The organism is Streptomyces sp. NBC_00190 (assembly GCF_036203305.1).
In the GTDB taxonomy this organism is placed as follows: Bacteria; Actinomycetota; Actinomycetes; order Streptomycetales; family Streptomycetaceae; genus Streptomyces.
Genome location: NZ_CP108131.1, coordinates 3,464,873 through 3,476,719, shown reverse-complemented (window position 1 = coordinate 3,476,719; position 11,847 = coordinate 3,464,873). Strand labels below are relative to the sequence as shown.

Genomic DNA, 11,847 nt, shown 5'->3' with positions numbered 1-11,847 from the left:
CGTACGGAACCATCCCGCTAAGGTGCAGGGATGCTCACCGTGACCTCCGTGAATGTGAATGGGATCCGCGCCGCCGCCAAGAAGGGCTTCGGGGCGTGGCTCGAAGGATCCGACGCCGATGTGGTCTGCCTTCAGGAGGTACGGGCCGAGGAGGGGCAGATCCCGGAGGAGGTCCGGACTCCCGCGGGCTGGCACACCGTGTTCGCGCCGGCCGCCGCCAAGGGACGGGCCGGGGTCGCGCTGTACACGCGCCGCGCGCCCGAGCGGGTGCAGGTCGGATTCGGGAGTGACGAGTTCGACGCCAGCGGGCGGTACCTGGAGATCGATCTGCCCGGTGTGACGGTCGCCAGCCTCTACCTGCCCTCCGGCGAGGCCGGGACCGAGAAGCAGGACGAGAAGTACCGGTTCATGGCGGAGTTCCACACCTACCTCCGGGCGCTGAAGGCGCGGGCCGCCGCGGACGGCCGCGAGGTCGTGGTCTGCGGCGACTGGAACATCTGCCACCAGGAAGCCGACCTCAAGAACTGGAAGACCAACCGGAAGAACGCGGGCTTCCTCCCCGAGGAGCGGGAGTGGCTGGGGAAGGTGTACGGCGACGCCGGCTATGTCGACGTGGTGCGCGCGCTGCACCCCGACACGGAGGGCCCGTACTCCTGGTGGTCCTACCGTGGGCGGGCCTTCGACAACGACGCCGGCTGGCGCATCGACCTCCAGGTCGCGACGCCCGGGCTGGCCGCGAAGGCGGTGAAGGCGTTCGTCGAGCGCGCCGAGACGCACCCCGAGCGCTGGTCCGACCACGCGCCCGTGACCGTCGTCTACGAGCTGGGTGTTTGACCGGATCCGGACGCCAGGAGGCGGTCCATCGCCATCGCCAGTTCGGCCTCGACCACGCTCTTGGCCAGCGGGCGCAGGCGCGGGAGGGCATCCTGCGAGATGTGGACCGTGATCAGCTCGGTGAACAGGGCCGCCATCGCGTCCGCGTGCTCGCGCACGCGGCGGCCCGTCTCCAGGACGGCCGAGAGCGGGACGCCCTCGCGGACCAGGGCCGAGGAGACGTCCAGCAGGCGCCGGCTGACGTGCACGATCTCGTCGCCGTCGGTGGCGAGGTAGCCGAGGTCGAGCGAGGCCGCCAGGTTCTCCGGGGTGACCTCGCCCTCGAAGTAGTCGGCCAGCGCCTCCGGGGTCAGCCGGACCGGGGTCTCCTCCGACCAGCCGATGCCGAGCAGCTGACCGAGCTGGCTGACGTCGCGGCCGCTCTCGAAGGCGGCGGTCAGCTCCGCGATGCCGCCGAGGGTGTGGCCGCGCTCCAGCAGGGCGGCGATGGTGCGCAGCCGGGCCAGGTGGTGGTCGTCGTACCAGGCGATGCGGCCCTCGCGGCGCGGTGGCGGCAGGAGCTTGCGCTCGCGGTAGAAGCGCAGGGTGCGGACGGGGATGCCCGCCGCCTCGGCCAGTTCCTCCGTGCGGTACTCGCGCACTGTCTTCGCTTCCGTCTCTTCCTTCGCCACAGCCGCAGCCTATGGCGTACCAGCAGTAACTTTCCGGGTGTGACCCCTACCCATGAGTACGGGGCTGCTCTACTCTCCCGATTGTGCCAGTGATTGCTGGCAGTGTTGCGGGCGCGGATGCGGAAGGCGGCGGGCATGGGCGGCATGAACGGCAGTGACATCGCACAACGTGAGCACGTACGCGTGGCGGTGATCGGGTCCGGATTCGGCGGGCTCGGCGCGGCCGTGCGACTGCGACGCGAGGGGATCACCGACTTCGTCGTACTGGAGCGGGCCGACTCGGTCGGCGGGACCTGGCGCGACAACAGCTACCCCGGGTGCGCCTGCGACGTCCCCTCCCACCTGTACTCCTTCTCCTTCGCGCCCAATCCCGACTGGCCCCGGACCTTCTCGGGACAGCCGGCCATCCGCGCCTACCTGGAGCACGTCGCCGACACCTTCGGCCTGCGCCCGCACATCCGCCTCGACTCCGAGGTCCGGGTGATGCGCTGGGACGCGGACGCGCTGCGCTGGGAGATCGAGACCTCCGCCGGTGCGCTCACCGCCGACGTGGTGGTGTCGGCGACCGGGCCGCTGTCCGACCCAAAGATGCCGGAGATCCCCGGGCTCGCCGAGTTCCCCGGCAAGGTCTTCCACTCCGCGCGCTGGGACCACGACTACGACCTCCGCGGCAAGCGCGTCGCCATGATCGGTACGGGTGCCTCCGCCATCCAGATCGTGCCGGCCATCGCCCCCGAGGTGGAGCGCCTGACGCTCTTCCAGCGGACCCCGCCGTGGGTGATGCCGCGCACCGACCGGGCCATCACCGCCGTCGAGCGCTGGCTGCACCGCCAGCTGCCGTTCACCCGGGCGGCGCGGCGCGGGCTGCTGTGGGGCATCCGGGAACTCCAGGTCAGCGCCTTCACCAAGCGGCCGAACCAGCTCGGGCTCATCGAATCGCTCGCCAAGGCCAACATGGCGCGCTCGATCAAGGACCCGGCGCTGCGCGCCAAGCTGACCCCCTCGTACCGGATCGGCTGCAAGCGGATCCTGCTCTCCAGCGAGTACTACCCGGCCCTGGCCCGGCCCGATGTGGACCTGGTCGCCTCCGGGCTGAAGGAGATCCGCGGCTCGGTGCTGGTCGCCGCCGACGGGACGGAGACAGAGGTCGACGCGATCGTCTTCGGCACCGGCTTCCACGTCACGGACATGCCGATCGCGGACCGGGTGGTGGGCGCGGAGGGCATGACCCTCGCGGACGAGTGGAAGGACGGGATGCAGGCGCTGCGCGGGGCCACCGCGGCCGGCTTCCCCAACTGGATGACGATCATCGGCCCGAACACCGGGCTCGGGAACAGCTCGATGATCCTGATGATCGAGTCGCAGCTCAACTACATGGCCGATTACCTGCGGCAGCTGAGCGTGCTGGGAGGGCGGGTCGCGCTCGCGGCCAGGCCGTCCGCCGTCAACAAGTGGAACCGGCACGTGCAGGCCCGGATGGAGCGCACGGTGTGGAACACCGGCGGCTGCACCAGCTGGTACCTGGACGCCCGGGGCCGCAACACCACCGTCTGGCCCGGCACGACCGGCGAGTTCCGCAAAGAGACGAGGGGCGTCGACCTCTCGGAGTACGAGGTCCTGCGCGTCCGGGACCGCGAGCCTGTACCGGCCGCCGCGAAGGCCGCCTCCAGGGGCGCCGCGAGGGTCGCCGCGAAGGCAGCCGGGACAACAGCCGAGGCGAGCGTCGAGGCGACCGCCGAAGTCACCGCCGAGGAGAGCGCCGCGTGAGCCGCCCGCCGCACGTCACCACCGGCCGGTACGCGCCCCCGGTCGCGCGCCGCGAGTTCGCCGCCGTCTCCGCCGACGGGGCCCGGCTGCACGTCGAGGTCCACGGGGACGAGGGCGCGCCGGCCGTGGTGCTGGCGCACGGCTGGACCTGCTCCACCGCGTTCTGGGCCGCCCAGATACGGGAACTGGCCGAGGACCACCGGGTCATCGCCTACGACCAGCGCGGCCACGGGCGCAGCCCCGCCGCCCGGGAGCACAGCACCACCGCCCTCGCCGACGACCTGGTCGCCGTACTCGAAGCGGCCCTCGCCCCGGGGGAGCGGGCGGTCGTCGCCGGGCACTCCATGGGCGGCATGACGATCATGGCGGCCGCGGCCCGCCCGGAGTTCGCCGAACGTGTGGCGGCCGCGCTGCTGTGCAGCACCGGCAGCGCCCGGCTGGTCGCGGAGGCGCGCGTCGTGCCCCTGCGCCCCGGGAGCGCGCGGACGCGTATCACCGGCGCGGTCCTCGGCTCCCGCGCCCCGCTCGGGCCCGTCACGCCCGTCACGAAGAAGGTCCTCAAGTACGCGACCATGGGCGCCGGTTCCGCGCCCGACAAGGTCGAGGCGTGCGCCCGTATCGTGCACGCCTGCCCCACCGCGGTCCGCCGCGCGTGGTCCCACGTGCTGGCCGGACTGGACCTGGACGCAGACGTTGCCCGGCTCACCGTGCCCACCGCCGTCATCGGCGGCAAGGACGACCGGCTCACCCCCGTCGTGCACGCCCGCGGGCTCGCGGCCGCGCTCCCGCACTGCGTGGGGCTCACCGAGCTCACCGGCATGGGGCACATGACACCGATCGAGGCCCCGGAGGCCGTCACCGACGCCGTGCGCGAGCTGGCCTCGCTGTATCTCGCCGCGCCGAACACCACCGAGAAGGAGAAGACGCCGTGAGCGCTCGCAGGAGTCTGGAAGGCCAGGTCGCCGTCGTCACCGGCGCCGCCCGCGGGGTCGGCGAACTGCTCGCCCGCAAACTCTCCGCGCGCGGCGCGAAGATCGCCCTCGTCGGCCTGGAGCCGGAGGCCCTCAAGGAGGTCTCCGAGCGGCTGCACACCGACAGCGAACACTGGTACGCCGACGTCACCGACCACGAGGCAATGGCCCGGGTCGCGCAGGAGGTCAAGCAGCGCTTCGGCAAGGTCGACATCGTCGTCGCCAACGCGGGCGTGGCCTCCGGCGGGCCGTTCGCCGACTCCGACCCCGACGCCTGGCGCCGGGTGATCGAGGTCAACCTCATCGGCGGGGCCGTCACCGCCCGGGCCTTCCTGCCCGTCCTGACCGAGAGCCGCGGCTACTTCCTGCAGATCGCCTCGCTCGCCGCGATCACCCCGGCGCCCATGATGACCGCCTACTGCGCCTCCAAGTCCGGCGTCGAGGCCTTCGCCCACTGCCTGCGCGCCGAGGTCGGCCACAAGGGCGTCAAGGTCGGCGTCGGCTACCTCTCCTGGACCGACACCGACATGGTGCGCGGCGCCGACCGGGACGAGGTCATGCGGGAGCTGCGCCAGCGGCTGCCGTGGCCCTCGAACCGCACCTACCCGCTGGGCCCGGCCGTCGACCGGATCGTCGCGGGCATCGAGCGGCGCTCGGCGCACGTGTACGCCCAGTGGTGGCTGCGCGGGATGCAGGGCGTGCGCGGCTACCTGCCCGGGATCATCGGGGCCGTCGGGCAGCGCGAGATGAAGCGGTTCGAGCCGCGACTGGCCGGTGTCTCCAAGGGACTTGTGGGGGCGGGCGGGGCCGCGGACGAGCAGGCGCGCACCGGGGGCACCTCCGCGCGGTAGCGGGGAGTGACTGATCGAAATGCGTGCTGTGTTCCCTCGTGCAAGTCTGGTCGAGGCCCCACCACCAACACCCCTCATGGAGTGAAGAGCATGGGTATCAAGGACCAGTTCCAGGACAAGGCGAAGCAGCTCGCGGAGCAGGCCAAGGCCAGGGCGGCAGGCACCAAGGACCAGGCCTCCGAACGCTCCCCGCAGCACCGGCAGGACGCGAAGGACCAGTCGAGCAAGGCCCGGGACGTCTACGGCGACCGCTTCGAAGACTGATCCGGCGTACCTCAGGTACCTCGCGTACTAGGTGAAGGGGCGCGGCCCGTGCGGTTCCACGGGTCGCGCCCCTTCCGCGCGCCTACGGCCTGGGCGGCAGCTTCGGGCGGCGCAGGTCCGGCACGTCCGTGTAGCCGGGCGGCACCGCGGCCGGGTCCTGCTCCAGCAGTTCCAGCGCCAGGTTCACGGCGTCGTCCAGCCCCGCGTGCCGCCCCTCCGCCCAGTCGAGCGGGGTGCGCAGGACCGCGAAGTCCGGTTCCACGCCGTTGTTCTCCACCGACCACCCGTACTCCGGGAACCACGCGGCATTCATCGGCACGGTGATCACCGTGCCGTCGCCCAGGGTGTGCCGGCCGGTCATGCCGACCACCCCGCCCCAGGTGCGCTGGCCCACCACCGGGCCCAGACCCAGCAGCTTGAAGGCCGCGGTGATCATGTCCCCGTCCGAGGAGGTCGCCTCGTCGGCGAGCGCCACGATCGGACCGCGGGGAGCGTTGGAGGCGTAACTGACCGGCTGGGCGTTCCGCGTCAGGTCCCAGCCGAGGATCGAGCGGGTCAGCTTCTCCACCACCAGCTCGCTGATGTGCCCGCCCGCGTTGCCGCGTACGTCCACGATCAGCGCGGGCCTGGACATCTCCATCCGCAGGTCGCGGTTGAACTGCGCCCAGCCCGAGCCGCCCATGTCGGGGATGTGCAGGTAGCCGCACCGGCCGCCGCTGAGCTCCCGGACCACGGCCCGCCGCTTGGACACCCAGTCCTGGTAGCGCAGCGGCCGCTCGTCGATCAGCGGCACGATCGCGACCCTGCGGGCCCCGCCCTCGCCATCGGCGGGCCGGAAGGTGAGCTCCACGGTCGTTCCGCCTGCCGCGGACAGCAGCGGGTACGGGCCGGCCACCGGGTCCACCGGGCGCCCGTCGATATGGGTGAGCACCGCGCCGTCCCGGATGCCGGTGCCGGCCAGCGGGGAGCGGGCCTTGGAGTCGGAGGACTCGCCGGGCAGGATCCGGCTGACCACCCATGTCCCGTCCCGGGGAACGAGGTTGGCACCGAGCAGCCCGATCGCCCGCTGGTAGTGCGGAGGGCCTTCGTTGCGGCGGGCGGGGGAGACGTAGGCGTGCGAGGTGCCCAGTTCGCCGAGGACCTCGCGCAGCAGGTCGGCGAACTCGTCGGGGGACGCGACCCGTTCGACGAGGGAGCGGTACTGGTTCAGCACCCCGTCCCAGTCGATGCCGCACATCTTCGGCTCCCAGAAGTAGGCGCGGATGATCCGCCCGGCCTCCTCGTAGGCCTGGCGCCACTCGGCCGCCGGGTCCACCTCGTGCAGGATGCGCCGCAGGTCCAGGTAGACGGTCGAGTCGCTGTCGCCGGACTCGGTGGCCGGGACGGCCCGCAGGTCGCCGTCGTCGTTGATCACGAGCCGGGTGCCGTCACCGCTGAGTGCGAACCAGTCCAGTCCGGAGGCCAGTTCCGTCTTGCGGGCCTTGGTGAGGTCGAAGTGCTCCAGCGTGGGCTTGCCGCTGATGTCGGCGGGGTTGGCGAAGGTCTCGCCGAGCGCGCCCGAGATCGGCCAGCGCAGCCACACCAGCCCGCCGCCGTGCACCGGGTACAGGGCCGAGTACTTGGACGCCGACACCGGGAAGGGCGTGACGCGGCTCTCCAGCCCCTCCACCTCCACCATCACCGCGCCGTCGCCGGTGTCGCCCGAGTCCCCTTCCACCGGGTCGAGTCCACCCGCCGCGGGCCGCCCCTCGGCGGACAGCGCGAAGGGGGAGGGGGTCGCCGAGGACAGCGGTACCAGGTACGGGCGGCAGCCCAGCGGGAAGGACAGGTCGCCGGTGTGCACGTCGTACACCGGGTCGAAACCGCGCCACGACAGGAAGGCGAGGTAGCGCCCGTCCCGGGTGAAGACCGGACTCTCGTCCTCGAAGCGGCCGTTGGTGACGTCGATGACCGCGCGTCCGCCCGGGCCGGAGATCCGGGCCATCTTGATCTGCCGCAGCGACCGTCCGATGCCCGGATGGGACCAGGTCAGCCAGCATCCGTCGGGGGAGAACGCCAGGTCGGTGACGGGCCCGTTGATGGACCGGATCAGCTCGGTGACTCCCCCGGAGCCTTCGGACTGCTCGGTGGTGTCGAGCAGCAGCAGCCGCCCGTCGTTGGAGGCGACGGCGAGCCGCTCGCCGTCCGGGTCCGACAGCAGCTCCAGTACGCGCCCCAGCTCGCCGGAGGCCAGCCGGCGCGGCTCGCGCTCCCCGGAGGCCCGCGGCAGGTAGGCGATCTCGATCGCGTCCTCGCCCTCGGCGTCGGTGACGTAGGCGACCTGCCCGCCGCTGCCGAGCATCTCGGGCAGCCGCACCCGTACGCCAGGGGTGTCGGCGATGGTCCGGGCGGGGCCGTCGCGGTGGGTCAGCCAGTACAGGCTGCCGCGCACCACGACCGCGCTGGCCCGCCCGGTGGCGTCCACGGACAGCGAGTCGACGTGGCTGGCGGCCGGCACCTGGTACGTGCGCCGGCCCGCGCGCGGGCCGCCGAGCCGGACCTCCAGCTTGCGCGCGGCGGCGCCCTGGGCCAGCGAGTCCACCAGCCAGATGTCCCCCGCGCACTGGTAGACGATCCGGGAGCCGTCGCTGGAGGCGTGCCGGGCGTAGAACTCCTCGTGGTCGGTGTGCCGGCGCAGGTCAGTGCCGTCGGGCAGGCAGGAGTAGAGGTTGCCGATGCCCTCGTGGTCGGAGAGGAAGGCGATCCGGCCGTCGACGAACATCGGGGAGTCGAGGTGGCCCTCGATGTCCTCCAGGAGCCGCCGGCCGTGCAGCCACAGCCGGCCGGTGGCGCCGCCGCGGTAGCGCTTCCAGGCGGCGGGTTCGTGCGGGGGTTTGCCGGTCAGCAGCAGGGTGCGCCGCTCGCCCGACTCGTCCTCGTGGACCTGGATGTCGGAGACCGGCCCCCAGGGCAGGCGCCCGCCGGGGCTGCCGTCGGTGGGCAGGCTGTACGCCCAGGCGAAGTAGGAGAAGGGCTGGCCGTGCGAGGAGACGGCCAGGATGTCGCTGCGGCCGTCCTCGTCGGGCGGGGTCCAGCCGCAGACGCGGGTGTCGGTGGCGCCCCAGTAGCTCAGCTGGCGGGCCGGGCCGCCGTCGACGGGGGCCAGGTGGATCTCGGGGTCGAGGCTCCGCCAGGTGGTGTAGGCGATGTGCCTGCCGTCCGGGGAGAAGCGCGGGTGGCTGACCCGGGTCCGGTCGACGGTGATCCGCCAGGCCCGGCCGACCGGATCTCCAGGGGGAACCAAGGGCGCCACCCAAAGATCGTCCTCGGTGGCGAAGCACAGCAGGTCGTCGTGGAGGTGCGGGAAGCGGAGGTACGCGACGTCGTGACTCACCCCCCAATGCTTTCCGCGCCAGGGGGGCCTGGCAACTCGTACACGTGATCCATGCCACTGCGTGAAGCGAAACGGAACGGTTTCGTTTCGCTAGGGGCGGGGGTATCGTCGTATGCGTACGGAACACTTTCGTTTCGATAAGAGACGTGTTCGGACGTTCGGACGGAGGCACGGAGATGACCGAGGCGATGGCGGCCCGGCGCAGCCGGATCACCCCCGAACGGGAAGCCGAACTCCACGGGGCGGTCCTCGACTTGCTCCGCGAGGTGGGCTATGAGGCGCTGACCATGGACGCGGTCGCCGCCCGCACCAAGTCCAGCAAGGCCACCCTCTACCGCCAGTGGGGGAGCAAGCCGGAGCTGGTCGCCAAGGCCCTGCGATGTACCCAGCCCGTCTCGCTGCGGGAGATCGACACGGGCAGCCTGCGCACGGACTTCGCGCGCATGGTGGAGCACTCGGACGACGCGCAGATGGCCAAGGACACCGCGCTGATGCGGGGTCTGGCCCATGCCGTCCACGAGAGCCCGGAGCTCCACAAGGCACTGCGGGACCTGCTGGTCGATCCGGAGATCAACGGCCTGCAGGCGATGCTCCAGCGCGCGGTGGACCGGGGCGAGATCCGCCCGGACTGCCCTGCACTGGCCTTCGTGCCGCACATGCTCATCGGGGCGTTCATCGCGCTCCCGCTGATCGAGGACCGGTCGGTCGACCGGGCCTTCCTCGGTGACTTCATCGACGCAGTGGTCTTCCCCGCCCTCGGCGTCTGACTCCCCTTCTCCTCTTTCCCGTCCCCGCTGCTTTCCCGCTGTTCCTGACACGCCGCTCTCGTCGTCGGGCCGGCTCCTCATGCCCAGATCCGGTTTTCCGGATCCATCCCACGACCCGAACGGGAGAACCACCGACGTGGCCACCTTCCTTTACAGACTCGGCCGGGGCGCCTTCCGGCGCCGCCGTCTCGTCGCCCTCCTCTGGGTGGCGCTGCTGTTCGTCGCCGGCTTCGGCGCGGCCTCGGCGTCCGCCCCCACTTCAGGCTCCTTCTCGATACCCGGCACGGAGGCCCAGAAGGCCTTCGACGTGCTCGACAAGAAGTTCCCGGGAATGTCCGCCGACGGCGCGACCGCCCGGATCGTCATCAAGGCCCCGGCGGGCGCCAAGGTCACCGACCCGGGCACCAAGACCGAGGTCGAGAAGATCGTCGAGGGTCTGAAGTCCGGTCCGGGCAAGGACCAGATCTCCTCGGTCGCCGACCCGTACCAGAGCCAGGCCGTGAGCCAGGACGGCTCCACCGCCTACATCAGCGCCAAGTACAAGGTCAGCGGCATGGAGCTGACCGACGCCACCCGCGACGCGCTCAAGGAGTCCGGCAAGGACGCCCAGGGACACGGGCTCACCGTCGAGATCGGCGGCGACGCGCTCATGGCGGCCCCCGAGACCGGCTCCGGCGAGATCATCGGCATCCTGATCGCCGCGATCGTCCTCGTCATCACCTTCGGCTCGCTGATGGCGGCCGGGCTGCCGCTGCTGACCGCGCTGATCGGCGTGGGCATCGGCGTCTCCTCCATCACCGCGCTGGCCAACGTGCTGGACCTCGGGTCCACCACCTCCACCCTCGCGATGATGATCGGCCTCGCGGTCGGCATCGACTACGCCCTGTTCATCGTCTCCCGCTACCGCGTGGAGCTCGCCGAGGGCCGCGAACGCGACGAGGCCGCCGGGCGGGCCGCCGGAACGGCCGGCTCCGCCGTCGTCTTCGCCGGCCTGACCGTGGTCATCGCCCTCGTGGGCCTGGCCGTCGTCAACATCCCGATGCTGACCAAGATGGGCTTCGCGGCCGCCGGAACCGTGGTCATCGCGGTGCTGGTCGCCCTCACGCTGGTCCCGGCCATCCTGGGCTTCGCGGGCAAGAAGGTCCTGCCGGCCGGCGAGAAGAGCAAGCTGTTCGGCAAGGGGAAGCAGGCCTCCGGCGCCGAGAAGAAGGCCAACGGCGGCACCCGCTGGGCCCGCTTCGTGCTGCGCCGTCCGGTCATGGTCCTGCTGGCCGGCGTGATCGGCCTCGGCGTCATCGCCATCCCGGCGAGCAAGCTGGAGATGGGCCTGCCGGACGACGGTGCCCAGCCGGTCTCCACCACCCAGCGCCAGGCGTACGACCTGCTGTCCGACGGCTTCGGCCCGGGCTTCAACGGCCCGCTGATGGTCGTCGTGGACGGGGACAAGGCTCTGGCCGACTCCACCGTCGAGCGGATCAAGGGCCTGGAGGGCGTGGCCGCGGTCATGCCGCCGATGCCCAACGAGGCCGGCGACGCCTCGATGATCACCGTCATTCCGAAGGACCGTCCGTCCTCCACCCAGACGGAGGACCTGGTCCACACGATCCGCGACGGCAGCGGGGACGACGTCATGGTCACCGGCGCCACCGCGATGAACATCGACTTCTCGCAGAAGATGAACGACGCGCTGCTGCCCTACCTCGCGCTCGTCGTCGGCCTCGCCTTCCTGCTGCTGATGCTGGTGTTCCGCTCGGTCCTGGTCCCGCTCAAGGCGGCCCTCGGCTTCCTGCTCTCGGTCGTCGCCGCCCTCGGCGCGGTCGTCGCGGTCTTCCAGTGGGGCTGGCTGGGCTCGCTCTTCGGCGTGGAGCAGACCGGCCCGATCATGTCGATGATGCCGATCTTCATGGTGGGTGTCGTCTTCGGCCTGGCCATGGACTACGAGGTCTTCCTCGTCACCCGGATGCGCGAGGCGTACGTGCACGGCGAGCGCCCGGGCCAGGCCGTCGTGACCGGCTTCCAGTACAGCGCGCGGGTGGTCGTGGCCGCCGCCATCATCATGATCGCCGTGTTCGCGGGCTTCATCGGAGCCAGTGAGCAGATGGTCAAGATGATCGGCTTCGGTCTGGCCGTCGCCGTCTTCTTCGACGCCTTCGTGGTCCGGATGGCCATCGTCCCGGCGGTGCTCGCACTGCTCGGGCACAAGGCCTGGTGGCTGCCGCGCTGGCTGGACCGGCTGCTGCCGAACGTGGACGTGGAGGGCGAGAGCCTGCGCAAGCACCTCTCCGGCAGCTCCGACGGCCACGGCAAGGACCGCGAACTGGTCAACGCCTGACGTCCAGGCCCGTACGT

Annotated in this window: 9 protein-coding genes; 7 read left to right on the top strand and 2 right to left on the bottom strand. The window is 71.6% G+C overall.

Features of this window, described 5'->3' with window-relative positions; translation table 11 throughout:
* The first annotated feature begins 30 nt into the window (after positions 1-30).
* The gene (locus OG429_RS16680) at positions 31-834 is read left to right on the top strand and encodes an exodeoxyribonuclease III (RefSeq protein ID WP_328926106.1); all 804 of its coding nucleotides are present in this window, start codon (positions 31-33) and stop codon (positions 832-834) included.
* Here the strand turns inward: OG429_RS16680 and OG429_RS16675 are convergent.
* Positions 816-1,505: a MerR family transcriptional regulator gene (locus OG429_RS16675; protein ID WP_328926105.1), complete on the bottom strand. Its 690-nt coding sequence runs from the start codon at positions 1,503-1,505 to the stop codon at positions 816-818. The two genes, OG429_RS16680 and OG429_RS16675, sit on opposite strands and share 19 nt — an antisense overlap.
* 159 nt (positions 1,506-1,664) lie before the next feature.
* Here OG429_RS16675 and OG429_RS16670 point away from each other — a divergent pair, with 159 nt between their 5' ends.
* The 4 genes from OG429_RS16670 to OG429_RS16655 all read left to right on the top strand — a co-directional run bounded on the left by OG429_RS16670 (position 1,665) and on the right by OG429_RS16655 (position 5,358).
* Entirely contained in the window at positions 1,665-3,272 is a 1,608-nt protein-coding gene (locus tag OG429_RS16670; RefSeq protein ID WP_328930302.1) for a flavin-containing monooxygenase, read from the top strand.
* Positions 3,269-4,204 carry an alpha/beta fold hydrolase gene (locus tag OG429_RS16665; protein WP_328926104.1) on the top strand — a complete coding sequence of 312 codons (936 nt, stop codon included), beginning with the start codon at positions 3,269-3,271 and terminating at the stop codon, positions 4,202-4,204. The genes OG429_RS16670 and OG429_RS16665 overlap by 4 nt, the downstream gene beginning before the upstream one ends.
* Entirely contained in the window at positions 4,201-5,094 is an 894-nt protein-coding gene (locus OG429_RS16660; RefSeq protein ID WP_328926103.1) for an SDR family oxidoreductase, read from the top strand. Before OG429_RS16665 ends, OG429_RS16660 begins: the two co-directional genes overlap by 4 nt.
* 90 nt (positions 5,095-5,184) lie before the next feature.
* Positions 5,185-5,358, top strand: coding sequence for a hypothetical protein (locus OG429_RS16655; RefSeq protein ID WP_328926102.1), 174 nt, complete (start codon positions 5,185-5,187; stop codon positions 5,356-5,358).
* An 82-nt stretch (positions 5,359-5,440) separates the two neighbouring features.
* Here the strand turns inward: OG429_RS16655 and OG429_RS16650 are convergent, their stop codons facing one another.
* Positions 5,441-8,731 carry a S41 family peptidase gene (locus tag OG429_RS16650; protein WP_328926101.1) on the bottom strand — a complete coding sequence of 1,097 codons (3,291 nt, stop codon included), beginning with the start codon at positions 8,729-8,731 and terminating at the stop codon, positions 5,441-5,443.
* A 176-nt stretch (positions 8,732-8,907) separates the two neighbouring features.
* Between OG429_RS16650 and OG429_RS16645 the strand changes: the two genes are divergently transcribed.
* On the top strand, positions 8,908-9,498 hold the full coding sequence (locus OG429_RS16645; protein ID WP_328926100.1) for a TetR/AcrR family transcriptional regulator: 591 nt from the start codon (positions 8,908-8,910) through the stop codon (positions 9,496-9,498).
* 136 nt (positions 9,499-9,634) lie between these two features.
* The gene (locus OG429_RS16640; protein ID WP_328926099.1) at positions 9,635-11,830 is read left to right on the top strand and encodes an MMPL family transporter; all 2,196 of its coding nucleotides are present in this window, start codon (positions 9,635-9,637) and stop codon (positions 11,828-11,830) included.
* The last annotated feature ends 17 nt before the right edge of the window (positions 11,831-11,847 follow it).